Raw genomic sequence first — 24,331 nt, 5'->3', positions numbered from 1 at the left:
CCCACTTGTTGTACAACGTCGCTGCCCGGCCCGCAAGGACCACAGGTGCTACTTGGCCATGCGCTCACAGACGTTTAATCTGTAGCTTGATATATCCAGTTGAAACGACATGACCCCAGCGACCAAACTACTCGATAAGGCAGGCGTCAGCTATCAGCTGCATCGCTACACTCACGACCCACAGGCTGAATCCTACGGCACCGAAGCGGCAGACAAACTGGGGCTGGCCCACGGCCGCGTCTACAAAACCCTGCTGGCAACCACTGAAAACGGCGAGCTGCTGGTCGCGGTTGTGCCGGTGACCGACAAACTTAACCTCAAGGCGTTGGCCACAGCGGCCAAGGTAAAAAAAACGGCTATGGCCGATCCCGGCGCCGCTCAACGCAGTACGGGTTACCTGGTTGGGGGCATTAGTCCACTCGGCCAAAAAAAGCGTCTGCGTACCTTCATTGATGCCAGCGCCACAAACTGGCCTACTGTATACATCAGCGGCGGTCGTCGGGGACTGGAAATAGAACTGAGCGCCGATGACCTGCGCCAGCATACCAGCGCACATCTTTGCGAACTCTGCCGCGACTAAGCGCTCAAACAAGAACGACAACCGAAGGATTTCCGCGCCATGGGCAAACCCATTCTTGCCATAGACCAGGGCACCACCAGCAGCCGCGCCATACTTTTTTCTGCCGAAGGCAAGCCTGAGTTCACCGCACAGCAGGAGTTCGCGCAGCATTTTCCGCAGGACGGCTGGGTCGAGCATGATGGCGAAGACATCTGGAACAGCACCCTGGCCGTTTGCCGTGAAGTGCTGGAAAAAGCGGGCATCAGTGCCTCAGAGGTAGCTGGTATCGGCATCACCAACCAGCGCGAAACCACCCTGCTCTGGGATGCTGAAAGCGGTGAGCTGTTGCACCGGGCGATCGTCTGGCAGGACCGTCGTACAGCGGATTTCTGCGCAGAGCTCAAAGCCGCAGGCCATGAAGAAAAGGTCACAGAGCGCACCGGGCTGCTGATTGACCCGTACTTCTCTGCCACCAAGCTACGCTGGCTGCTGGAAAACGTCGAGGGTGCACGCGAACGCGCTGAGCGCGGCGAGCTGCGCTTCGGCACCGTTGATAGCTTTCTGCTCTGGCGCCTGTCCGGCGGCAAGGTGCATCGCACCGACGCCACCAACGCCTCGCGCACCATGCTGTTCAATATCCATCAACAGTGCTGGGACGAGGAGCTTCTGGCGCTGCTCGATATTCCAGCCAGTCTCTTGCCCGAAGTAATGGACAGCGCCGCCGAGTTTGGCAACACCGATGCCGCCCTGCTCGGCGCCAGCATTCCGGTCTGCGGTATCGCTGGCGACCAGCAGGCTGCACTCATCGGCCAGGCCTGTTTCACGCCCGGTATGGTCAAGAGCACCTATGGCACCGGCTGCTTCATGGTAATGAACACCGGGAGCGAACCGGTGCGCTCAAGCAACCGACTACTAACTACCGTCGGCTACCGGCTAAAGGGCAAAACCACCTATGCGCTGGAAGGCAGCATCTTTGTCGCTGGCGCAGCAATACAGTGGTTGCGCGATGGCCTTAAGCTAATTCAAAACGCTGGCGAAACCGAGGCTTTGGCGCGCGAAGCAGGCGGCGCCACTGACGTCTACCTGGTTCCCGCCTTTACCGGCCTGGGCGCCCCCTATTGGGACCCGAGCGCTCGGGGCGCGATCTTTGGTCTGACGCGCGATACCGGTATTGCGCAAATCGTCACCGCCGGTCTGCAGTCGGTCTGCTTCCAGACCCGCGACCTGCTCGATGCCATGACCGCCGACGGCGCCCACAGCACCGCAGCCCTGCGTGTCGATGGCGGTATGGTGATCAATAATTGGGTGGTACAGGAGCTGGCGAACATTCTTGGCGTCACCGTTGACCGCCCGGAAGTCACCGAAACCACCGCATTGGGCGCAGCCTATCTGGCAGGGTTGCAGCTGGGGATTTTTGACAGTCTGGAACACATTGCCCGGCACTGGGCCTGCGAGCGCACGTTCAGCCCGCAGATGAGCGAAGACAAACGGGACAAACTGTATGAAGGTTGGCTGGATGCCATTCGCCGCGTGCGCGACTGAGGCTTGAGCAGTACTGCGCGCTTGCTGACGGCAAGTGCGCAGTGCTGCATCATCAACAATCAGTTGAGACCGAGCAGACCACGCAAGGTCGATAGTTCTTCGGCCAGCACAGTCACCGGGCCAACCAGCGCCCGACGGTCGGCATCGCTGACCTTGTCATAGGTGACAAAACCACTCGCAACATTGCCCTCTTCCACGTAATAGTGCGACAGCGTTGCCTCCATGGAGCTGAAGTTCTGCTCTATGCGCTCGACGAACGCAGGGTCTTCTTGTGCCGCCAACGGTTTGACCAGCTCAAAGATTTTCTTGGCGCCGTCCACATTACCCTGAAAGTCCCAGAGATCGGTTCGACTGTAACGGTCCTCTTCACCGGACACCTTGGTCGCCGCCACCTCTTCCATCAGCGCAGCCGCACCGCCAACGACTTTTTCCGGTGGGAAGGTCAGCTCTTGCACACGTTGTTCGAGATCCTCAACGTCCGACATCAGACGCTCGGCAAAAGGTGCCATGCCATCCGTAGACTCTTGCTTGAACAAGCCATATTCCAGACGATGAAAGCCGGTGAAGTCAGCATCTTGCACGCCGTTTTCATAATCGTCTTCACGCGCATCAATACTGGCATCCAGATCGGCAAACAACTCGGCAATCGGCTCAATACGCTCATAGTAGACGCGCGTAGGCGCGTACAGTGATTGCGCCTTTGCAAGCTCACCCGCCTTGATGGCCTCAGTGAACTCGCGGCTATGCGCCGTAAATTGCTCAAGGTTATCCAGCACATAAAGCTTGTAGTCGGTGATCGGTGCGACCAGGTCCTGTGGCGCAACCGCGGCATGCGCCGACACATTCAATCCAATCAGACCGAACGCACTAGCAGCAAAAAAAAGCGAGCGTGGTAATGACATCAAACATCTCCAGCAAATAGGGGTTTAACCAATCTACGAATAGCAAGGGTGGGTGCCCATGGCTAGCTTGCAGCCAGCATGCTGCTACCCAGAAAATCCCCTTCTTCTATGCCCGGCAGAGTAAAGAAATAGCCCCCACCAACGGGCTTGATATATTCCTCCAGCGGCTCACCATCCAGACGTTTCTGCACCGTGATAAAACCGGCATCCAGGTCTGCCTGATAGGCAATAAACAGCAATCCCATGTCCAATTGACCGTTGGCTTCCACACCGTTGGAGTAGTTGAACGGACGGCGCAGAATCAGATTGCGCTGGCTCTCAGCGGTACGCGGATTAGCCAGACGAATATGCGAATCCAGCGCCGTAATCTCACCCTTGGGATCGCCACTGTACTGCGGCTCATCGTGCTCGACGCCACCGGATAGCGGCGCGCCGCTCTGGCGCTGACGACCGAATATCGCCTGCTGCTCCTGCAGGGGCGTACGATCCCAGCGTTCAACAAAGTTGCGGATAATACGCACGGCCTGATAGCTACCACCCTCTGCCCACCGTGGCTCGCCGTTGGCGTCATCGACCCAGACCACCCGCTGCATAAGCTTGCGGTTATCGGCCTGCGGATTGGCAGTACCATCACGAAAGCCCAAATAGTTACGTGCACTTTCGGTGGAGCCATCGGCATGCGGCGCCATCACCGGCACCGTGCCCTCCTGCTTCCAGCGCACCATGAGCAAACCGGGTGTATTTTTGATGATGTCACGCAGCGCATGAATAGTGGTGCCCTCGGTGTTGGCACAGAACTGCAGCGATAGATCACCATGACAGCGCGCCGCATCCAGCGCGTCATTGCTGAACGAGGTCATGCGCTGCAAGTGGCGCGGTTTTGCCGCCGCCAAGCCGAAGCGGCCATCAAATAAGGACTCGCCTACAGACAGCGTAATCGTCAACGCATCCGGCGCGATAGTGGGGCCGAGAATACCGGAGTCGACCGGCGGGAACCGTTGGTCGCGCTGCTCATAGGTGCCGCCACTAGTGAGAAAGGCAATGCGTTCGGTCAAGGTGCGCAGCAGGCGCTCAAGGCCGGCACGGCCCGGCGCCAACACATCAAAGGCGACCAACATACCCACTGCCGGACGCGGCGTAGTGATACCCTGTTGATGCGCTCCGTGGAAGGGATGGGACTGCTCGGTAACCGCGCTGGTAGGCGCGTCTGTCACCTCTGCCTCCCCGCTCTGCTGGCTGGCAACTGCTGGCCCGCTCAAGCCCGCGGCGGCGGCCCCCAAACTGGCAACGCCCAGCCCCTGCAGAAAACGCCGGCGATTCAGACGGGCAAAAGGGCAACCAAAAGACAGATCATCGTGTTCACTCATCGCTGTAAACCTGTGTAGTAACTTTGTGCACTTAATACGCTGGGGTCAGCTGTTCATTGGCCTGTGCCAGCGCGCTGGTCAACTGCTCGGTCTGCTGCAACAAAAGGACACGATCAGGTTCAGCCTCCTGCAGCGTTTGCGCCAGGCCATCGCTACTCTGTTGCAACGCCTCAGCCAGTTGCGGCTGCCCCTGCAGCAAGGGTGAAAGCAAGGAAACCACCTTGCCTGCGCCTTGCTGCAGACCACGCAAGTCAGCCAGCTCACGAGCATTCAACTGCGGCTGCGATTGCTGATAGTCATGCCAGGCTCGCAGCACACGAGCCGAACCTTTGGTCAACTGTGAGGCAGGTACACCATCACGTTGCAAACGCGCTGTCAGCAACGCCACGTCGGCGCTGAGTTGCTTGGCTACTGGCGCCAAATCAGCAGTACTACGGGCAACAAAAAGGCCCTCAGCCAGCCGATGAAAGCCGACAAAGTCCGGGTCTTGCTCACGCTCGGCGAAGTAGTCGGCGCGAGCGTTCAGGCGCTGGTCCAGATCGCTGAACATACCCGCCGCCAACGCCATGCGCTGATCAACCAGGCGCGCTTGCACAAAGGCTTGCTGCGCGGCCGCCAAATCGTCATCAGCGATAGCGCGCTGCAAAGCCTCGGCACTCTTTTGCAGCTCACGCCCCTGCAGAATCAAATAGACCCGGTACTCAGCCAGTGGGCCGATCATGGTTTTGGCCGATACGCTTTGTATACTCGCCTGCCCCTCTACCGCAGTGACGGTCAGTGTGCCGTGGGGATTGCTGAGCAAGCCGCAGGTCATTTGATATTCACCTGGCTGCAGGCTAGCCGTGATCTGCTGATGCAACTGAGGGGCAATATTCTCGCGCTCCTCCAGCACCATCACACCATCCAGAATCTCCCACTCGATTGCCCGCTCGGATTCGTTGATGACAGTAAACCGATGACGCCCAGCAGGAACCGTGAGTGCATTAGGCTCGCAGCCACTGGCGGTAATGGTAACGCTGGTGCCCTCGGCATCTGACGCGGGCGCATCGCCCAGTGATAGATAGAACAGACCCAGTGCGGCCAGCATCAACAAGGCAGCCAGAGCCATACCCAAACGCAGTAACCCGGAGGACGGCGTCGGTGAAGACGAATCAGACATCGCAGAAGCTCACTTCAGGTGTTAGCTGGCCGTCTCGACCCGCGCAGCAACAGCCGCAGGGCGATCAGGGCTAAAAAAGATCAACAGGGTGAAAAGCAGGTAGCCCACATAAGCCACCACTTCACTCAGACTGGGTGCCGGCTGATAACCAAATACACCAGCGAAGACGCTGCCTAACGGGGTATCCAGCGGCAGCGAGGCATTAAGATCAAACAGCACTTGCTGGGCATGATTCCACCAGCCAGCCTCATGCATAGCGCGCACCGAACCGGCGAGCAGTCCAGCGGCAACCAACAGAATGAATAAACCGGTGAGACGAAAGAAGTGCTTGAGGTTAAGACGCAGACTGCCGCGATAAAAAGCCCAGCCAGCGACAACCGAACAGGCCACGCCAAGCAAAGCGCCGACGGGCGCCGCACTGCCCTGGCTTTGCTGAAATACGGCCAGCAGGAAAAACACCGATTCCAGCCCTTCGCGGGCAACAGCAAGAAACACCATGGCAATCAGTGCATAGGTGTGGCTGTGGCCACTGGCGAAAGCGCTATCCAAAGCGCCCGTAAGCTCCCGGCGCAAACCTTTGGCCGCGCGGCGCATCCAGAACACCATCCAGGTCAAGACCGCTACCGCGATCAGCCCCACCACCGCCTCAAACATTTCCTGTTGGCGTTGCGGGAATTCGGCGCTGACAAATTGCAATCCTGCGCCCACAAACAAGGCCAGGCTTGCGGCAAGGAAAATACCTATCCAGACAGCGGGCATCCAGGCGCCACGGCCAGTCTGGCGCAGATAACTGGCAATAATGCCAACAATCAGCGCCGCTTCAAGGCCTTCGCGCAGCATGATCAAAAAGGGAACAAGCATGAGTCTCAACCTTGTCAGAAAAGGGAATCTGATACGGAATGAGAATCATACATGTTACAAAATGTGTAATAAACGCATTTACCTGTGGCATCGCGCCGCAGGCAGCCGTGCACGTATGCAGCGCGGCTTGCTCATTACAGATCAGTTAGCGGTTAGCTCAGGTCTCTGGGCAAGCCAGTTAAAGAGTGATTCGGGAGGCATCGGCTTGGCTATCAGGTAGCCCTGCACCTCATCACACCCCCAGGATGCAAGCAGATCGTAATCCTCTTGCGTCTCTACGCCCTCAGCAATGACGCGAAAACCAAGCTTGTGCGCCAATTCGATAATTGTCTGGGCCATATGCCGATCTGCCGTATTTGCCTGCAACCCATCAACAAAGGACTTATCCAGCTTCAACCCGGAAGCGTCTATTTGCCGCAAGTAAGACCAATTGCTATATCCGGTACCAAAGTCGTCTATCGCGACTTTCACCCCTATGTCGCGAAGACGCATCAGCTGCTTATTCACCACACCTGGATTTCGGATCAGCACGCTCTCGGTAAACTCCAACTCAAGCCATTGCGGCGCAACGTCAAGACGCTGCATGGCTTGCTGTAAACGCTCGACGAAGACCGGCGATTCCAGATCACCGGCTGAAATATTGATGGAAACCGTTAACTCCAGGCCTTGTGAACGCCAGTCGCTAATCTGCCGCAACGCCTCTTCCATAACCCACAACGACAATGAATGAACCAGAGCGGTTTTTTCCGCCAAGGGAATAAACTCTGCCGGACCAACTCGCCCCAATTCGGGGTGAGTCCAACGCAGAAGCGCCTCAACTCCGGTTAAACGGCCATCGACCATACTGAGTTTTGGTTGATACTCCAGACGAAACTGATCATCGGCCGCAAGCGCCGAAGCAATACCACCCAGCAGTGCGAAGGAACGCTGATGCGCTCGGTCCAGCTCAAGTCTGAACCAGGCCCAATTATCACTGAGGCTACGTGCATAGTCAGAGGCACTGATAGCCAGTCGTAACCAGTTGGAGTGATCAGCCACGCCAGGATGCAGCGGCAAGAGGCCAACAGCGGCCTGCGTCTGAATAGGTATGCCATCACAGAGAATCGGGTCGCGCAGCGCTTCGAGCAATCCTGTGCTGAGCGACTCGCAGAGGTCACCATCAGCATCTTCGATCATTACCGCAAACCGGGTCTGGCTGGCCTTGTACAAATGGGTGCCCGAAGGTAAAAAACCTTGAAGCCTGCGCGTCGTTTCAACCATCAACTGATTGAAGAAAGAAAACCCAAGTGCCTTGACGACATCTTTCACGTAAGACAACACAAACACGTCTACCAGAATGACGTTGGCATAATCCGTACGCTCCTGCATCAGAAAAACGTCGTTAGCCAGACGTTCGCTATTGAGTAACCCAGTCGTTGCATCGATAAAGCTTCTCTCACGCAAGGACATGATTCTCGCCATAACCAAGTCTGCAAGATGCTTCAATATGGATAGCTGAGACGCGCTCAACTCAGGTCTGGGCTTAGTGTCTATAACGCACAAGGATCCCAGCCCGGTACCATCCTCGGTTATCAAGGGCATACCAGCATAAAAGCGGATACGTGGATCGCCGGTTACCAGAGGATTGTTTTCAAAGCGAGGGTCCTTGAGAGCGTCAGCAACCTGCAATGGCATGCAGCACTGCATACGCACAAAAGGATTGATTACGGGGCGTTTCAGTCGCCCCAAGGCCGACTCTGGCCAGAAACCACTGACGCTGGTTATCCAGAATCGATATCAAGGCTATCGGGGCGTCGAGACATTCAGCGGTAAGCTCAACCAATTTGTCAAAAACCGAGTCTTGACCGTGGCTCGTAAGGCACAGTTCGTCAACACGTAACTGTCTCTCCTGCTCCCCTTCTGGAAAAGGAGCGCCAACATATTCCGAATGCGCTAAAACCATCGTGCCCTCGCCATCGCAGCAATGCCATATTGATATAACAGTAATGCCTTGCGTGCAATACCAAGCGGGCTTACTAAAGCAGAAGTTAATATAAATTCGTCTATTTGAAAACAGCTGCAACTGCGCACATTCACGCACCTGAGTGGATAAAAACATCGTTGTGTACTACTGGCCCAGTATCAGCCGTCTGCAGGTAACGGTAGCAGCGTCACATGCTCCATTTTCAGACTGACCGTTTGCCCCCGGTTCAACGTCATCTCCAGCAGTGACGCCTGATGTGGCAGCAGGTCACCAATCAGCAGATTCTGCAAAAGGGGATTACCCTGATACTGGTTTTCACCCAGCACAACGTAATGGATACCCTGAACCCGGATCATGGCCTTACCGACCCCCCACAAGTGATTACCTGTAACAGTGACCGGCCCATCTGCCGGCACGGCATTACGCAGACTGATGGCGTATTCAGGCGTACCAGTAATACTGTTGCCCGTTATACTGAGCTGGTGCACATTGGCGCCATCAATGGCGCTGAGCTTGGTGTTACCTATGAAGTTATCCGCGATCAACAGGGGCGCATCTGCTCCCAGTTCACGTAATAACACGCCATAGCCTGCTCCCGCGCCCAACTGATTGTTGCGCACGATAACACTGCCACGTAATGCCGTTATCTCAATAGCACTCTTGTCAGCACGTAAAATCTGATTTCCCTCGATACGCCCGTCAGTGTTGCCACTCAACCGAATCCCGCTGAGGTTACGGACACCATCAACCCGGTTGCGGCTAAGTGATACGCGGGAATCGCTCAGATCCATAGCGTATTGCTGCATTTGGCTGAAACGGCTGTCACTGACTCGAACCAGGGCATGGTTGAGCTCCAGACCAACAGACATATCTTCAAACGTACTGTCGCTGATCAATACGTGCACTGGTGCTACAGCGGCGGACTGCTGCGAACTCCGAGCACTGGTGACACCACGTGACAGGTTCTCGTTATAACCAAGCCCAACCAGCTCCGAGCTTTGTATTTGCAAACTACTGCCAGCCCAGTTGATCAAAAACGGGCGATAAGGCCGGTCGGTAGACTGCACGAGATTGCCGCTGAAACTTTCCATGTGAGCATTTTTAAGACTCAACAAACCACGATTGATCAGCGCCGTGCCCGAATACCCGTAAAGATAGAGCGACGTATCCTGCACCAACAACGCTGCGTCGGGTGCGATCATCAGCGGATAACGCAGTAAATAGCCGTCCTTGTGTCGGCTAATGACTTTTTCATCAGCCAATCGTGTGAAGAGCTGCTGTAAGGTGATGCTGCCACCCTGAATAACCAATGCGCGTGGATGGTGGCTTTGATAACCAGCTATCGCACGAAAGAGACCGTTGTGTACGAAGGGCTCGAACGGCCAGCTACCCTGCTGAGCAGAGTACATGGTGAGCAAACCCACCCTCGCACTGCCAGCAGGAACCGGCATCGGCATTTCTGCTATTTGCGTCTCCTGCTCCAGCTTCAGCAGTTGCGTCGACAATTGTGCCTGCTGCTCAAGCTCGTTCAGAGCTTCCAGCGAGCCAACATCACGTGCCGTTGCAACACCAGTATCAAATAGGAGAGCAAAGGTCACACTCAACAAGATGAGAAAACCCTGATTCGGGGAGCGTAAGTGCATAAGAGGGTTCCTTGAGATCACTCGATATCCATATAGAAAAAGTGGATGTCGCCACCCACCTGGCTGTAGGAGCCCGTTTCGTCCTTGACGTCGCGAAACAAAGACCGAGCCAAAGGATGCTCGGGCTGCAGCTTGAGAAACGGCAACAACCAAATCATCTTGTGCTCGCCCGGTCGCTTCTGCGGCTCAGTCAATTCGGGCAAACGCTCCGGCGACTGCACGCCAAGCACGGCAAACTTGACGAGTTGGCCCAACTGCTGTCGTTCAATAGCAGTCAGAGGCCTACCATTGGCCTCTGCGGTTTCTGCCAACAAGACGAGTGGAATCAAAGCATAGTGAGTGTATTCAACCGCCAGCTCGCCCCGTGCGGTCTCTAGCGGAAGCTGCCTATAATCGCCAGCTTCGCCGGGCTCCATTTGCGAAAAGGCAAGCCCGAACGTCGTATTGGCCCAACGCAGGTAGTCATCACGATCTAACAGCATAGCTGAGGCACTGACCGCCCAGGCAGCCCAGTAATCGTGATTATTGAACCAGGCAAAAGATAGGGTCTGGCGCGGCCCGTAATCAGCTATAACCGCATCAGTCAGACGCCGTATCCAATCTCGTTGCGCTAACGTCAGCTCGTATTCGTTGTCAGATAAGGCGCGAACCTTCATTACACCCGCGGCTATAGCCGCTAAAGACCATTTGCGAACGGCCTTTCCGGTACTACTGGTATCGGTGCTGAGTAATGCGCCTGGCCCAGCCCATGCCTCAAGCCATTGATCCAGACATGCGAGCGAGTAATTGACCTCTTCAGGCTCACTCGCACGCTCAAAGCGAGTCACTATCTGCATTAGCCCGGCTTGATACTGAGTGAGCCTTTCACGAATCTGGCGTGACTCACGCGATAGCCGACGCAGTGTACTTTTGGTCGCGTCACGTTGATCGTATTTGCTGTCTATCTGCAGCGTCCCTGTGTACGCAGCTGGCGGCGCATGAGGGCAACGCAAACTGCGGTAATCACTGATCATCTCGGATTGAACGGTCGCTCGTGCCGGCCAGATAGTATTGGCGGCATGTGCCGGCACCGTAAGACCTAGTGCTACAGCTACCATAGGAGCACATAATAAAGAGCGTGCTATCGACATAAACGAACCTCCAACGTAGTGGGTGTTTGTAATGTCTCCGTGGGCTCCATGAATACCGACAACAGGTTGGCATTACGAAACTCAGAAGCCTTGCTGAGCTCAAGGTAGTACTGCCCACCGCTGACTATGGCTTCACGGCGAATCCACACTTTGTCTCGGGTGCCATTGTCATAGTAGACGATGATATAAAAGTCTTTTACGTTTCCGTCGCCAATGCGAATGTCCAAATACCCGTTATAACCCGCCAACGCACGACGTCCTGCACCCGTATTGCTAAGTAGCTCTACCCGCTCGGCCGTTTTCAGGCCGGGGCGTTCCTGTCGTCTGGCGAGCACGGTTTCTGCTTCTGAACACTGTCCTTCGATGGCTGGAATCAGTTGCCGGTACATTAACGGGTCGGCCAATGTGTAATTGGCTGGCAACTCCCAGAGAATAAGCTTTGGCGGCGCCTCAGGTGCATAGCTATCCGAGTTGAGATACTCAACCATAGCGCCGTACTCACCAGCACCCGGCAGCGCATAGTTCAGCAAATCAATACTCAGATACTCTTTGAGGAAACCGTCAAAATTGAACTGCTTGTTCTCTTCATCGCGGGCCGCTGAATTACTGGTGCCCAGCAAAATCACTTCTGGTTCGGGTTGCTCGTCAAATAGCGCGCTAACGTCATTGACCGCAGGAACAGTGCGATAGCCGGGGACGTATTGAACGCCGTAATCATTGCCGCACAAACTATGAAGCGCGAGGTTGAGAGTGCCGTCTTTATGCTGGGTTAGTCCAGGCTCGGTACGATAGGCCTTTTTGGTCAATTGTGGGTAGATCGGTTGCTCCCTCAGATAATCCGCAACCACTCGCGCAGTGGCACGAGCTCCATCCGAGGTCCAGTGGTGGTCGCGGCGGAAAAAGTACTCCTCCTCTGGAGGCCGATCCACCAATTGCACCATATCCGGCACCAGAGCTCCGGCCGCACGTAATTGCTCAAGATAGACGGCAAAGCTGTTTCGCGAGCGCTCAAAGTCAAAGCCCTGGTTCCAGTCTTGTCGTACTTTGCCGCGATGCATCAGGCCACGCGTCGGCTGGAGAATCATACCCAGTTGTATGCCTTTCGCGGCCAATGCATCAATCAACCGAGCATACTCGGCAGTCATCGCACGCGGCATACCAAAGGTATTGGTCAGATCCACCTCAGAGCGGAATAACCAGCGGTCCGTACCCGGGGTGAGCTGATCCATCAGCTTCATATTGCCCTGCAGATAGTTGTCAGGGTCTTTCAGCGCCGGACACAGTAGACAGTCAAGATCCGTGCACCCCTCATCACCGGTTGCATAGGCGGTTTGCGCCAGCGCCAGAAACAGCAGCGCGGCAATATATCGCAAGGCAGGCATGAGCACGTATCTCTTCCTTTTTTGGCAATCGATCATTGGCTGGCATCAATGCTATTTGCCACCATCATGCTGCGATACCCACCACCCTCCTGCATAATTGCATAACTGTAAGAACGCCCCTTACGCAGCAGCTGTTCCTCGTAGTCCGCTAGCTTGCGCTGATCCTGATACACAGCGAAACCGATTTTGACTTCGTTAACCATACGACTGCCATTCTGGTAAGCCGAGCGACTACTGACCACGGGCGTTGCCCCATCAGCCGTGGTCAGCGCGGCGTTAACATCTGTCAGGTTATAGAAGACGATCTGGGCGCGTGCTGGCTCCTTGACGACCTCGTCTTTAAGCAACTGCAGCTGCCCATTTCGATAGAGCACAGTGCTGGCAGTATTGGCCTCCAGCTCGGCTTCGAGGACCTGACCCGCCACACCAATACGGTGCAAGCCTGGCTCGACAAAACGATAACCGCTGAACTGCCCGGCACCTACCCGCTGAGCGCTAGTCTTGCTGGTCAGTGTGGCCTCTACGCCGGTATCACTGAGGTTCATCACCCGCACAAAGGCGGAGTTGGCTGGAGCCACCGCATCGTACAAATCCGCGTTGGCATCCTGCGCCGAGGCAGTTCCAACGCCCAAGCACATATGCAGCGAGCAAAAAACAAAGAAAAACCGTGTTATAAACCTGTTCATAATCGACTCCCTGATCAGAATAATGTGGCGTTCTGCTTGCTGACATCTCGCACGGTCGTGCGCTGCGCCAACAAGGTACGTAACGGAAATTCCCAAACAACGGTGGTTAACACCGGGTCATTGAATGCGTCACTGGCGACAAACTCCTCCATCGCATGGAAGGGACCTTTCGCTTCCACGCTGACGCTCAACAGATCGCTTTGCAGAGCCTCTTTTAGAAAGCCAACAAAGTTCCAGTCATCTATTCGACTGTAACTTGTGCCCACCAGCATCAGGCTCTGACTCACTTCACCAAACAGCGCCTCCGCGGCGTTACCCCGCTGGCTATCCACGGTTTCATAAAGCGTGATGGTGACGGGTGCAAAGTATTGCGGTTGCAAGCCCGGATCAAAATTCAGGAAGTTGACCAGATCACCTTTCACCGCCTTGTCTCCGATCACGCTGCTTGCGTAATGCCTGCTGCCATGCAGCTCGGGATACTGTCGCGCGAACTCGACAGCCGCAAGACGGGCGCCTGCGGGGCTCCAGTGCGTATCGTTGCGCACATAGAGGTCCTGCTCCTCAGCGGCCTCCACAAAGGCAGCGCGCACATCGCTGAAAGCAATTTGCTGCTCCTTCAGCGCTGCGACAAACTCATCATGCAAGGTAAAAACCTCAGGCTCTGGCTGGTCCTGAAGGTAATCACGCTGAATATCCAGCTTCATCGGCACCGGCAATACAATCAGCCGCTTGCCCTTCGCGGCTAGTGAGTCGCGCACCTCAGCTATTTGCGCCAACTGATTGGCGACATTGGCGTCCAGGTCATTGGGGATCAGATACTCCTGATTGGAGAATAACCAGCCCTCACGACCAAACACTGCCCCACTGGAGCCTTCATGGAAAACCAGGTATTGCAGGTTCGCCCACTGCCGCACGGAAAAGTCGCGCAGAAAGAGCCCCTTGTCATAAAAGGTCTCAAACTGCCGCAGCAGCTTGCCATCGACAAACAAACCCACGCCATGCGGTTGGGTGCGCGCGAAGTTGAAGACCGCTGGCAGTGAGTAGATAAACATGCCTGCCAGCATCGCAATAAACACAATGCCGTTGACCTTACTGGCCGATCTCATCACAGGTAGCATGTTCACAGCTCCTAGAATTGAAAATACAGAAAGGGAGAAAAGGAATTGGCGGCCAGACGCGTCAGCGCCAGCGCAAAGCCCAACCACAACAGTAGAGCGCTGAGTCCCCCCACGTGCTGCATAAAGTACGGCTGTGTTTCGTTGGCGTAATAGCGCAGGTTGATTCGACCCGCAACAGCAATCCAGGCCAGACCTATCACCACAAAACACATCGACATGATGGACGCGCCGTACACATAGCCGGACAGGCTACCGACACCATTCATACCCAAAAGACCGGCATAGATATCCAGACTGTGGCGCAGGTCGCCGGTATAAAAGAGCGGCATACTGAGATTAAGCAGGAAGAAGGTGCGAGCATTGCGCCAGACGTTGTAAGGCGTCGTGATTTTGGTTGCGATACGCAGCCTGCGCTCGAGCACCATGCCGACGCCAAAGAACAAACCCCACAAGATGAAGGCGAAACTGGCACCGTGCCAGAAACCCGACAACAGCATGGTATAGATCAGCGCGACCATCGCCCCGGCGAAGCGCCTGCGTACCATGGGCAAATAAACATAATCACGTAAAAACTCCGCCAGCGTCATATGCCATCGCTGCCAGAACTCGGTGATACTTTGCGCCAGATAAGGTTGATTGAAATTCTCCGGGAAACGAAACCCCATCATCATTCCCAACCCAATCGCCATATCGCTATAACCGGAAAAATCAAAATAGAGCTGAATGATCGATACCAACAAGCCGAACCAGGCATCAAACATCTGTGGCGTGCTTTCCCCGACGAACAGCACATTCATCGATGCCATAGAGTCCGCAATCAATACCTTCTTGATAAACCCCAACATGAAACGACTGGCACCCAGCGAGAACAACTCCATGGAGTGAGTCCGTTCGCGCAACTGCTCCTCTACCAATTTGTAACGCACGATCGGGCCGGCAATCAGTTGCGGAAATAAAGCGATGTAGGCAGCAAAATCGATAAAACTGCGGGTTGGCTCAGCCTGCTTGCGATAGATATCAACGATGTAGCTGAGCGCCTGGAACACGTAGAAAGAAATACCCAGCGGGAGAATGATGTGTTCCAGCGTAAAGGTATTGATACCCAGCGGCTCCAGAACCCCGGTGATCACCTCCACACCAAAGTTGGCGTACTTGAAATAGCCCAGGGCAGCCAAGTCACCGACAACGCCCAAGGTTAGCCAACGAAAGGCAGTCTGCTTGCGCTCTACATCCAATGCGGCCTTGATGCGCAGGCCAAACCAGTAGTTCCAGTAGGTAATGGCGACGAACAACAACAGAAAGTCCGGACGCCACCACGAATAGAACAGATAGCTGCCCGACACAATGACCCAGGAGCGCCAGCGAGCGCCGACAGCGTAATACACCAGCAGAAATGCCGGTAGAAACAGAAATAGAAATACGTTTGAGCTAAATACCATGACGACAGCCCTGTCAGTAGCGCATCACGACGCTCAGCGTAAGCTGAAAGTCATCGTCAAGATTGCCCGTAGCGGGGCCGGCAAAAAAGTATCCGGCGCTGACCAGGGTATTCATATCAAACTGGCGGCCGGCATAGGCCAACGGAAAACTCTGCCAATAGAAGTTCACATCCACGACCTGGCCGAGCGAATGGCTGCTGGAGTCCTGCGCTTCGGTCGTACGAACGGGCAAAGAGGCATCACTGTTACGCAGACGCAAATCGCTAACGCGCATATCAACGGAACTGCGCGCAGTCGGTTGAGCGTCTACACCTATGCCGTAATACAGCAGGTTACGTATGTCCATACGCATGAAGGAGCTGACCAAGCGCGTGCTGTAGCTGGCATCATTGATCAACCGGTCAGACTGGATGCGGCTCAGATAAAAGCCATCGTCATCGTCCCCGGGCTTGTCAGTCAGGCCCGAGCGGATCACGATACGCGGCTGCCACGCGACGTCGTAGAAACGCCGGCCAAACTCGGTCAGCAGCGCCCAACCGCGCATATTCGTTTCGCTGATACCGCTACTGGCAACGTTATCTCGCTTACCGTGCAATGCAGCAAGCTCGACGTGGTAATCACTCAGCAGCAGCATGTCGAGATGCTCTGCACTGGCAAAGCCTCCGTAGCGCCAGCCAGTGAAATCACTGCCATCGTCGAGATCAACGTCGGAGTGATCTTTCTGATAGGTAAAACGCACACCGGCCCACTGATTTTCACGCCAGTTCCAGGCATATTCACCCAGGGCGTTGTGAAGCTTCTCGTCGCGAGGATCCAGCTCATTTACTTCGGTGTTGTAGTTATAGAACTTCTGCCCGTAAGCCAAAAAGCCCCTTGAGAAGCTATCTACGTAGTCAAATCGCACTGACTCAAACGTATCATCCCACCACAAGCCGTACTTGCCAGCGTAGCGTTGGCGTCCTACTGCGAGCGAAAATCGAGGATCATCGCCCAGCAGGTTGCGCCTAACGTAAAACTCGCGCAGTTCAGCGTTAAGCCCTTCGACGTTCTGCTGATCATCATTATTAAACCCGGTCGCATTGCTACTCGAGTCATAGGCCAGCCAGCCACGGGTAAACACTTCCCAGCGAGGCCAGCGCTGGTCGGGCGAATACCAGATAAATGTGGGCTCGTAACGCAAGCTGTAGAAGGTCTCACGATCGGCGCCTAGTAATGAGTCTTCCGGGCCATAGCCGGTCTGCAGCGTGAACTTGTTGCGCACTTCGTAGGTAACAATCTCTTCAGCGAACGGCAGATTGGCTGCTCCGACCTCTTCGTCAGCGACGCTCAGGCATGGCAAACAAAACGCGCAGCCACAAGCCCCCGCAATGGTGATTCCCTTCATATCGTCAACTCCTGGAGAATGTCAGCGCGAATACTCTCGGCTTTTGCTCGCTCATCGTCAGACAAATCAAAGTTCAACTCGCGCATCAGACTGCGTGCACGTTCCAGCCCCATGTCGTAGGCAACTCCAGCCAACGCATAGGCCTGAACAGGATCGCTACAGAACGCCGGTGCGGAGGCATACACCCGGGCCTGACGGAAGTAGGCCGAGGCAATGCCTTGGGCGGAAAGCTCTTGATAGATCTGCAGTGCTCGCTGCTGATCTGGCTCATCCAGCCCGCCCTTGTTGTAAAGGTCACCCAGCAGCTCCTTGCCGTCCGGATTACCCTGAGAAATCATCTGCTGAATGATCTGATGCGCCTGCTGCGGGTTCAGCGTGTCCCAGTTGGTCACCATCAATGCTTCCACCCGCAACGAAGGCGCACGTGAGGGTTCAAGCTCAGCTACTCGGTCGATCAACTGCATCGCCTCAGCACCGCTGTAGTCGTCCGGATAAGAGGTCATGAAATACAATCGCGTCGCCATTGCCGGCACCCAACTACGCGCCGCCGCATGGTCAACCCAACCCAGCGCGCGTTGGCGCAGCCCATCAGATGCCGCCGTTGCATCAGGCGGCATCGGTTCAAGCTCTGTACCTGCTGCTTTTGCGGCAGCGCGGCGCTGGCGCTCGGCCAGACGCTCATCAACGCGCAGTATCTCCGCGATGCGGTCCAGTACCATGCCCACCCGGTGCACAGCATCTGCCGACATTGCCTCCCGATGGGGTTCCAACTGCAAGGCAAATTGTGCAAACAGTTGATTTTGCTGCTCACCAAGAAAATGGTAATAACGTTCCGCAGCACGACCATCTACCATCACAGCTGCACGGTAGTGCTTATCGGCAAGCGGTCGATCTCCCAGGCTTTCGGCTAATACCGCCCGGTACAGCTGAAGATCACAGTCGAGCAGACAAGAGCGCTCATGCAAGCGCAACAGCTCCTCGGCCTCCTGCGGCGAAAACAACGAGGGGTAGATCAAAAACACGTCAAGCGCGCTCGCAAGCGTCTGCAAGTCGCGCTCATGCGGAAACTGCGTCAACGCTTGCTGGAATGCAGGACGATAATGGACTCGCCGCACAGTGTCGGTTTCCATCATGCGGGCCATTGAACCCAGCGCCCTGATTTCACCGCGCCCCTGGGCAAACGAACGCTGATACAACGCCAGCCTGTCCCGCTTTGAGGTACTGCTAGAGCCACCCAGCATATCGCCAAGCATACGCATGGCACGATAGTCACCACGTTCAACCAATGCTCGCAGATCGTCCTGTACATCCGCATTCGGGTTCTGGAACAGAGCGTAATCTATTTGCGCAAGGCTACGATCAGCCAAAGCATTTTGACTAAGTAGCAGCCCTGTCAGCAAAGCCAGAGGCAGGATCGCAGATGGAATAGGCATGGCCACTCCTAGCGCAGCTCATCAATGGCATCTAGCGTTGGCATACCCGGCAAGCCGAGATGGAATTGCACCCACACCGGTTTCTGGTAATCGGCTAGCGCCAGCGCTGTTTCCGGCTCAATGTCGAGTACGACCATCTGATCCTGATTCACAGATGCAGACAGAATCCGTCCATCAACAGTGGTATCCGTGCCATAGACCTGCAGACTAACCTTGCGCGTGCGGAAGAGTTTATCGAGCTGTTCATAGGGCACGCTGGCCGTTACGGTCATCGGCTGATCTTTTGGCAGCAGCTGCATCAACGGCTCACCTTTGTAGCCAAAACCATCAAGCCTGGCGCCGGAGTAATAGACAGTGCAGTCGCAAGGGCTGGAAATCACCGTTTCAATATTGGCCCGGCCCAGCAAGGCATCAACATCGCCCGGCGCCAAGTCCATCATCGCCGCAATATCCGCAGGCGAGCTCAAGCGCGTGCTTAGTTGGGTAGAGATACTGGCAACCGGCTGCCCGAGGCTCACCTCGGTTTGTCCTTCCGGCACCAGGTAGGTGACGTTACCGTTGTCCGGCATGTTGATCGCATAGGCACTAGTAGTGACTGACGCCTGTGCAGCAGGTATACGGAAAAACAGCGTATACGCCTTGAACAGTACATACAGCAGCGCGAGCACACCAAGCCCAAGGAAAATCAATGTCCCCAAACCCGCGCGCAGGCGCTGGCCAAAGGTACGTTCAAGCTGATACTTCTGCTTGCGCTCCTTGATGTAATTTTCCCGCTGCATCACATTGAACAAGCCGTTGATGTCGGCAATCTCGCCAGACATGTAGGACGAGATGATATAGCGCAGGATGTCGGCCTTTTGCGGGTCAAGATCGACAAACTGAGTACCCACGATGCCATCTTTTTGGGACAGCACTTTAACCTTGGCCTTGAAGTTCAAGTCAACGCGGCTTAGCCCTACGTTGATGGCCACATCATAAAGGCCACCGACCTCAAGGGGCTCAGCACAATTAAGTCCTAAACCGCCCAGCGAAATATCCTGCACATCACAAGCGATCGGCTCGCCCTTGCTGCCAAAGAGCTGCGCCTTGGCGGGGATTCGGGTACGAATGTGCTGACGCTCATCGATTGCCTCATGGACAACCTTGTCTGGAAGAACCGAAGTGCTCATATCCTATGGCCTTTTTTTCAGAGTTGAGATACATCCAAAAGAATCGAAATGACACCAAAGAAGATGGCGATGGATGACATCAGCATCGCTTTTGAAGTCCATTGGTTCAGCATTACATCGAAGTCCGCGCCGCCGCTCAGGGTGGTTTTCTGTCGCGTCCAGCTTTGTCGATCCATGTGGAACATTGAGTACACCTTCATCACCGACCCCACTATCTGGTTGTAATACAGAACAAACGGATACAGCGGGTCGACCGGATGCCGGGTGAAGAAAAACAGCACGGTCACCAAGGTGCGTGATAACAAAATCCAGAACAGATAAATCAGCAGGTATTCAATGCCGAATACCAGGCCAGCCACTACTGAACCTGACAGCCCCACCAGGCAGGTCCACATCGACACGCGCTGGTCATAGAGCACGTAGCTGGCAAACAGCCCCAGACGACGAAAACCCAGTTCTCGCGTAGCACGGAAATTTTGCCGCAGAGAGTTGCCGTACCAGCGATACATAAGCTGGCGGGTCGCGCGGAAGAAATTGCTATCCGGTGGATGCTCAACGGTCAGGGTGTGGCTGTCGGGCACGTAGTAGGTATCCCAGCCCGCACGCATAAGGCTGAACCAGGAAGACTTGTCATCGCCGGTGAGAAACTGAAAGCGCCCCAGCCGCCAATGATCAAGAAAATCAGCTTCAACATCCTTGATGAACTCGGGATCGGTCATCACCGATGCGCGGAAAAAGGAGAGACGTCCGGTCAAGGTCAGCACCCGACGTGACAGCGACATAGAGCACATATTGATATGCCGCTGGACGAAGCGCATGGTGTGCCATTCCTTCATCATGCGACTGCCTTCAACAGCGCAGAATTCGTTGGTGGTCACCCCGCCAACATTAGGCATGTAAGCGAACAACTTGGCCGCCCGATCAATACAGCCGGGCAACATAATGGTATCGCCGTCGACTACGCCAACCACTGCACCTTCAACCGGCATCCGCCGTGACAACGCACGGAACGCATGCGCCAGACCATCACGCTTGCCAGTGCCCCGCGCACGAATGATCACTAGGCGAATGTCATCACGCTCCAACACCACATCGCGCATGATCTGCTTGATGAAGTTTTCATCCGCCTTTTCAACGATTGAGGCAATAACCGTACTCGCCACCGGCAAACGCTGCAGCTCCTCAAACACCGAGCGATACACCTCGTAGGTCGTTTCCGTTGGAATGCGAAAACTGGTCACCACCATATACATGTGCGTCGGCAAAGCCGCATCGCCCATGCGCTCGACCGCACGCCTCACGCGCGGGAAACGCCAGTGCAGGAAGTACATACCTCGCATGTAATGCGTGAAGGCGTTGCTGTAGCGCCAGATCCCCAACAAACCAATAATAAAAATAAAATTCTTGTGCGCCGGATCCAGGTAACTCGGATCAACCATATTCGACGCCAGCGCAATCAGCGCCAGTAGAAAAACCCACCCGCACCAACTACGAATGCCCGGCCTATGAAAACCGGGAGCTGCATACTCAGGCGCCTCAACGGAGATTGCTCTGGACTCATCCATGTAAAAACGTGCTCCTTGGACTACTGGCTCATTGCCGGTGTGCGACCGTAGACATCATCCAACCGCTCGATATCGTCTTCACCGAGATAGCTACCAGACTGCACTTCTATGATTTCCAAGGGGATTTTCCCGGGATTGGACAACCGGTGTACCGAGGCGATAGGGATGTAGGTTGACTGGTTTTCGGTCAGCAAAAAGGTCTTCTCATCACAGGTCACCTGAGCAGTACCGCGCACAACAACCCAGTGCTCAGCACGGTGGTGATGCTTCTGCAGTGACAGCCGCGCCCCAGGCTGAACAGTGATGTGCTTGACCTGAAAGCGCTCACCCAGATCGACCGAGTCATAGCTCCCCCATGGCCGAAACACTTGCACGTGGTTATTAACCTCGTCACGCTCATCCTGGGTCAACCGCCCTACCACATCCTTGATCTGTTGGGTCTTGTCGCGATGAGCAATCATCACCACGTCGCGCGTCTCAACCACCACCAGATCCTCAACACCAACCATGACAACCATTTTGCTGGTGGCGTGCACATAGTTGTTCTGCGCATCCTGTAACAGAGAGTCGCCCACAACCACATTGCCCTGCTCGTCCTTGTCCTGCACTTCCCACAACGCAGACCAGCTACCTACATCGGTCCAGCCCGCGCTCAAGGGAACCACACAGGTCGTTTCCGTTTTTTCCAGCACGGCATAATCAATCGAATCATCAGGACAGGAGGCAAACGCCTCGGCATTGATGTGAATGCGCCCTTCTTCGCAAAGGCTACGATCCAGGGCCAACCGGCTGGCTTCAAGAATATCCGGAGAATAGCGCTCCAACTCCTGCAGATAAGTGCTGCAGCGAAACAAGAACATACCGCTGTTCCAGCAATAGCCGCCGTCTTCTACGTAGGACTGAGCGGTCGCCAGGTCAGGCTTCTCGACAAAATGCTCTACTCGCATAGAGCCCGCAACAGGGCCACTGTCCGTAGCGCCCACCTTGATATAACCGTAACCAGTCTCAGGTTTATGCGCTGGCACACCGAAGAGCACCATGGAACCGTTTTCAGCGGCCTCGCGGGCGCGTTCCACCGCAATATTGAAAGCCGTTTCATCGGTAATCAAATGGTCCGCCGGCAATACCAACAGCAACTCGTCACGACCTTGCCCCATCAGGTGCATCGCCGCCAGAGCGACGGCAGGCGCCGTGTTGCGACCAAAAGGCTCGAGCATGATCTCCTGCGCGCGCACCTTGCTCTGGTTCAACTGATCATCAACAATGAACTTGTGTTCCTTGTTGCAAACGACAATAGGTGCCTCAATACCCGGCAACCTCAGACGCGCTAACGTCTGTTGAAACATAGTCTGCTCGCCCATCAAGGCGTGAAACTGCTTAGGGAACTGTTTGCGTGACAATGGCCATAGGCGTGTGCCGCTGCCACCCGACAAGATCAGTGGAACCATAGTATTCTCCCAGTACTTAATCAGTTACCCGTGTGCGCGCAGCCGCACTAGAACGTAAGAAATAGTCTTGTAACAAACGCTGAATGCCTGGGATCGACAGCAAATTACAATATTACGAAGCCCAGCCAGATAATGAGTTACCAGCAAATACCTTCAAGCCCAGACGCACTTGAAGTCTGCATAAAGCCAACCAGATCGATAACGTACTTATCTTTATTGGGATCATTAACCAAAGCGGCGAACTGCGGATCACCGTTGCCTAACACCAATACTTCGGAGTCGGCTATAAGTTGCTGCAAGTCGGTATGCAACAATGAGGAAACATGGGGGATTTTTGATTCTATGTATTCTTTATTGGCGCCAAATACACGAGCATATTCAACATTCTCGTCATATATGCGTAACTCGTAGCCTTTGCCAATCAACTTTTCAGCCAACTCTACCAGCGGACTCTCACGCAGGTCATCAGTACCTGCTTTGAAACTAAGCCCCAGCAGACCAATACGCCGCTTACCCTGGCTTGCTATCAAGTCGAAGGCGCGCTCTATCTGCTTGCTATTGCTGTCCATGATACCGGCGAGCATCGGATGTGGAACATCCAGTTGGCCAGCACGATAAGTCAAAGCGCGCACATCCTTAGGTAGACACGACCCGCCGAACGCAAAACCGGGCTTCATGTAGTACGCGGAAATATTCAGTTTGTGATCCTGACAGACGATATTCATTACTTCTCGTCCGTCCACACCGCAGGCCTTGGCGATAGAGCCAATCTCATTGGCAAAGGTCACTTTGGCCGCATGCCAGACGTTGCAGGTATATTTGATCATTTCCGCTACCGCAATAGTTCTGCGGAAGATAGGGGCGTCCAGCTCCTGGTACAGCGCTTCAAGCTCATCACCGGATGCTGTATCCAACTCACCAATCACCGTCATCGCCGGAAAATCGTAGTCCTTGATCGCCGTGCTCTCGCGCAGAAATTCCGGGTTAACCGCCACCCCAAAATCGACCCCCGCCTTCTTACCCGAGGTCTCTTCCAAAGCAGGGATTACAACGTTGGTGACGGTACCAGGCAAGACAGTACTGCGGATAACGACGGTATGGCGCTGTGACTTGTCGCGCAGAACCTGTCCTATCTCGCGACAAACTGCATCCATGTAGACCAGGTCCAGATCACCGTTTCGCTTACTCGGTGTCCCGACGCATACCATCGACAAAGTAGAGTTGAGTACTGCTTCCTGCACGTCGGTACTACCGCGCAAAAGACCCGCCTGAACACCCGCCTGCAACAATTCGCCCAGGCCGGGTTCTACAATCGGAGATTTACCTTGATTGATCAGATCGATCTTGGTCTGTGATACATCAACGCCGATAACGTTATGACCACGAGAAGAGAGACAGCCGGCGCAAACAGCACCGACATAACCCAAACCAAATATGCTGATTTGCATAGTAGTGCACTCCATAGCTCAAAAAGACGATACAAGTCGGTACTTGCCGCCCCCCAACTTCCGTGTTGGTTTTATTATGCAAACAGGGGTCTAAAGTGTTTTTAACGAGCCTGGGTGTTTGGCTCTTTCGTTG

The 24,331-nt window shown here is 55.0% G+C and carries 20 protein-coding genes; 2 read left to right on the top strand and 18 right to left on the bottom strand.

The genetic code is table 11. From position 1 onward, the window contains the following. Positions 1-109 precede the first annotated feature (109 nt). Together ybaK and glpK are read left to right on the top strand one after the other, a co-directional pair. Positions 110-580 carry a Cys-tRNA(Pro) deacylase gene (gene ybaK, locus EF096_RS15115; protein ID WP_123890638.1) on the top strand — a complete coding sequence of 157 codons (471 nt, stop codon included), beginning with the start codon at positions 110-112 and terminating at the stop codon, positions 578-580. A 39-nt stretch (positions 581-619) separates the two neighbouring features. After that, on the top strand, positions 620-2,101 hold the full coding sequence (gene glpK / locus EF096_RS15110) for a glycerol kinase GlpK (protein ID WP_123890637.1): 1,482 nt from the start codon (positions 620-622) through the stop codon (positions 2,099-2,101). A gap of 59 nt (positions 2,102-2,160) precedes the next feature. On the opposite strand, the gene efeO (EF096_RS15105) is transcribed toward glpK, so the two are convergent. The 18 genes from efeO (EF096_RS15105) to EF096_RS15025 form a co-directional block, all read right to left on the bottom strand. Next, positions 2,161-3,006, bottom strand: a complete 846-nt coding sequence (gene efeO, locus EF096_RS15105; protein WP_372237913.1) for an iron uptake system protein EfeO — start codon at positions 3,004-3,006, stop codon at positions 2,161-2,163. A gap of 59 nt (positions 3,007-3,065) precedes the next feature. Continuing rightward, the gene (efeB, locus tag EF096_RS15100; RefSeq protein WP_123890635.1) at positions 3,066-4,370 is read right to left on the bottom strand and encodes an iron uptake transporter deferrochelatase/peroxidase subunit; all 1,305 of its coding nucleotides are present in this window, start codon (positions 4,368-4,370) and stop codon (positions 3,066-3,068) included. Positions 4,371-4,401: 31 nt separating this feature from the next. Beyond that, entirely contained in the window at positions 4,402-5,529 is a 1,128-nt protein-coding gene (efeO, locus tag EF096_RS15095; RefSeq protein WP_123890634.1) for an iron uptake system protein EfeO, read from the bottom strand. Positions 5,530-5,550: 21 nt separating this feature from the next. Continuing rightward, entirely contained in the window at positions 5,551-6,390 is an 840-nt protein-coding gene (gene efeU / locus EF096_RS15090) for an iron uptake transporter permease EfeU (RefSeq protein WP_123890633.1), read from the bottom strand. A gap of 141 nt (positions 6,391-6,531) precedes the next feature. After that, on the bottom strand, positions 6,532-8,064 hold the full coding sequence (locus EF096_RS15085) for a sensor domain-containing phosphodiesterase (RefSeq protein ID WP_158611293.1): 1,533 nt from the start codon (positions 8,062-8,064) through the stop codon (positions 6,532-6,534). After that, positions 8,045-8,488 carry a hypothetical protein gene (locus EF096_RS20315; protein ID WP_158611292.1) on the bottom strand — a complete coding sequence of 148 codons (444 nt, stop codon included), beginning with the start codon at positions 8,486-8,488 and terminating at the stop codon, positions 8,045-8,047. The genes EF096_RS15085 and EF096_RS20315 overlap by 20 nt, the downstream gene beginning before the upstream one ends. Before the next feature lie 23 nt (positions 8,489-8,511). Next, a complete protein-coding gene (locus tag EF096_RS15080) occupies positions 8,512-9,996 on the bottom strand; it encodes a right-handed parallel beta-helix repeat-containing protein (protein ID WP_123890631.1) in 1,485 nt (494 codons plus the stop codon). A gap of 17 nt (positions 9,997-10,013) precedes the next feature. Further along, positions 10,014-11,093, bottom strand: a complete 1,080-nt coding sequence (locus EF096_RS15075) for an alginate lyase family protein (protein WP_158611291.1) — start codon at positions 11,091-11,093, stop codon at positions 10,014-10,016. Positions 11,094-11,116: 23 nt separating this feature from the next. Beyond that, a complete protein-coding gene (locus tag EF096_RS15070) occupies positions 11,117-12,508 on the bottom strand; it encodes an alginate O-acetyltransferase AlgX-related protein (RefSeq protein WP_123890629.1) in 1,392 nt (463 codons plus the stop codon). 32 nt (positions 12,509-12,540) lie between these two features. Beyond that, positions 12,541-13,194: an alginate O-acetyltransferase AlgF gene (locus tag EF096_RS15065; protein WP_235869756.1), complete on the bottom strand. Its 654-nt coding sequence runs from the start codon at positions 13,192-13,194 to the stop codon at positions 12,541-12,543. Positions 13,195-13,208: 14 nt separating this feature from the next. After that, a complete protein-coding gene (locus tag EF096_RS15060) occupies positions 13,209-14,312 on the bottom strand; it encodes an alginate O-acetyltransferase (RefSeq protein ID WP_123890628.1) in 1,104 nt (367 codons plus the stop codon). Positions 14,313-14,323: 11 nt separating this feature from the next. Further along, entirely contained in the window at positions 14,324-15,751 is a 1,428-nt protein-coding gene (locus tag EF096_RS15055) for an MBOAT family O-acyltransferase (protein ID WP_123890627.1), read from the bottom strand. Positions 15,752-15,764: 13 nt separating this feature from the next. After that, positions 15,765-17,135, bottom strand: a complete 1,371-nt coding sequence (locus EF096_RS15050) for an alginate export family protein (RefSeq protein WP_123890626.1) — start codon at positions 17,133-17,135, stop codon at positions 15,765-15,767. Further along, entirely contained in the window at positions 17,132-18,568 is a 1,437-nt protein-coding gene (locus EF096_RS15045) for an SEL1-like repeat protein (RefSeq protein WP_123890625.1), read from the bottom strand. Before EF096_RS15045 ends, EF096_RS15050 begins: the two co-directional genes overlap by 4 nt. A gap of 8 nt (positions 18,569-18,576) precedes the next feature. Further along, positions 18,577-19,737 (bottom strand): PilZ domain-containing protein, encoded by a 1,161-nt coding sequence (locus EF096_RS15040; RefSeq protein WP_123890624.1) that lies wholly within the window; start codon positions 19,735-19,737, stop codon positions 18,577-18,579. A gap of 17 nt (positions 19,738-19,754) precedes the next feature. Continuing rightward, a complete protein-coding gene (locus tag EF096_RS15035; RefSeq protein ID WP_123890623.1) occupies positions 19,755-21,302 on the bottom strand; it encodes a glycosyltransferase in 1,548 nt (515 codons plus the stop codon). 20 nt (positions 21,303-21,322) lie between these two features. Then, complete coding sequence (locus EF096_RS15030) at positions 21,323-22,750, bottom strand: mannose-1-phosphate guanylyltransferase/mannose-6-phosphate isomerase (protein ID WP_123890622.1); 1,428 nt, start codon at positions 22,748-22,750, stop codon at positions 21,323-21,325. Positions 22,751-22,887: 137 nt separating this feature from the next. Then, complete coding sequence (locus tag EF096_RS15025) at positions 22,888-24,198, bottom strand: nucleotide sugar dehydrogenase (protein WP_123890621.1); 1,311 nt, start codon at positions 24,196-24,198, stop codon at positions 22,888-22,890. Between the last annotated feature and the right edge of the window lie 133 nt (positions 24,199-24,331).

Source organism: Pseudomonas neustonica (assembly GCF_003797945.1).
GTDB classification, from domain to species: Bacteria; Pseudomonadota; Gammaproteobacteria; order Pseudomonadales; family Pseudomonadaceae; genus Halopseudomonas; species Halopseudomonas neustonica.
Note: the sequence above shows the minus strand (reverse complement) of the source record. Positions and strands in the feature narration are given on the sequence as shown.

What these genes read in the sequence shown, in the direction of transcription:
- ybaK (WP_123890638.1), top strand. Translation starts at nt 110, where the DNA reads ATGACCCCAGCGACCAAACTACTCGATAAGGCAGGCGTCAGCTATCAG.
- glpK (WP_123890637.1), top strand. Translation starts at nt 620, where the DNA reads ATGGGCAAACCCATTCTTGCCATAGACCAGGGCACCACCAGCAGCCGC.
- efeB (WP_123890635.1), bottom strand. Translation starts at nt 4,370, where the DNA reads ATGAGTGAACACGATGATCTGTCTTTTGGTTGCCCTTTTGCCCGTCTG.
- efeO (WP_123890634.1), bottom strand. Translation starts at nt 5,529, where the DNA reads ATGTCTGATTCGTCTTCACCGACGCCGTCCTCCGGGTTACTGCGTTTG.
- efeU (WP_123890633.1), bottom strand. Translation starts at nt 6,390, where the DNA reads ATGCTTGTTCCCTTTTTGATCATGCTGCGCGAAGGCCTTGAAGCGGCG.
- EF096_RS15085 (WP_158611293.1), bottom strand. Translation starts at nt 8,064, where the DNA reads ATGCCATTGCAGGTTGCTGACGCTCTCAAGGACCCTCGCTTTGAAAAC.
- EF096_RS20315 (WP_158611292.1), bottom strand. Translation starts at nt 8,488, where the DNA reads ATGTTTTTATCCACTCAGGTGCGTGAATGTGCGCAGTTGCAGCTGTTT.
- EF096_RS15080 (WP_123890631.1), bottom strand. Translation starts at nt 9,996, where the DNA reads ATGCACTTACGCTCCCCGAATCAGGGTTTTCTCATCTTGTTGAGTGTG.
- EF096_RS15075 (WP_158611291.1), bottom strand. Translation starts at nt 11,093, where the DNA reads ATGGTAGCTGTAGCACTAGGTCTTACGGTGCCGGCACATGCCGCCAAT.
- EF096_RS15070 (WP_123890629.1), bottom strand. Translation starts at nt 12,508, where the DNA reads ATGCCTGCCTTGCGATATATTGCCGCGCTGCTGTTTCTGGCGCTGGCG.
- EF096_RS15065 (WP_235869756.1), bottom strand. Translation starts at nt 13,194, where the DNA reads ATGAACAGGTTTATAACACGGTTTTTCTTTGTTTTTTGCTCGCTGCAT.
- EF096_RS15060 (WP_123890628.1), bottom strand. Translation starts at nt 14,312, where the DNA reads ATGCTACCTGTGATGAGATCGGCCAGTAAGGTCAACGGCATTGTGTTT.
- EF096_RS15055 (WP_123890627.1), bottom strand. Translation starts at nt 15,751, where the DNA reads ATGGTATTTAGCTCAAACGTATTTCTATTTCTGTTTCTACCGGCATTT.
- EF096_RS15050 (WP_123890626.1), bottom strand. Translation starts at nt 17,135, where the DNA reads ATGAAGGGAATCACCATTGCGGGGGCTTGTGGCTGCGCGTTTTGTTTG.
- EF096_RS15045 (WP_123890625.1), bottom strand. Translation starts at nt 18,568, where the DNA reads ATGCCTATTCCATCTGCGATCCTGCCTCTGGCTTTGCTGACAGGGCTG.
- EF096_RS15040 (WP_123890624.1), bottom strand. Translation starts at nt 19,737, where the DNA reads ATGAGCACTTCGGTTCTTCCAGACAAGGTTGTCCATGAGGCAATCGAT.
- EF096_RS15035 (WP_123890623.1), bottom strand. Translation starts at nt 21,302, where the DNA reads ATGGATGAGTCCAGAGCAATCTCCGTTGAGGCGCCTGAGTATGCAGCT.
- EF096_RS15030 (WP_123890622.1), bottom strand. Translation starts at nt 22,750, where the DNA reads ATGGTTCCACTGATCTTGTCGGGTGGCAGCGGCACACGCCTATGGCCA.
- EF096_RS15025 (WP_123890621.1), bottom strand. Translation starts at nt 24,198, where the DNA reads ATGCAAATCAGCATATTTGGTTTGGGTTATGTCGGTGCTGTTTGCGCC.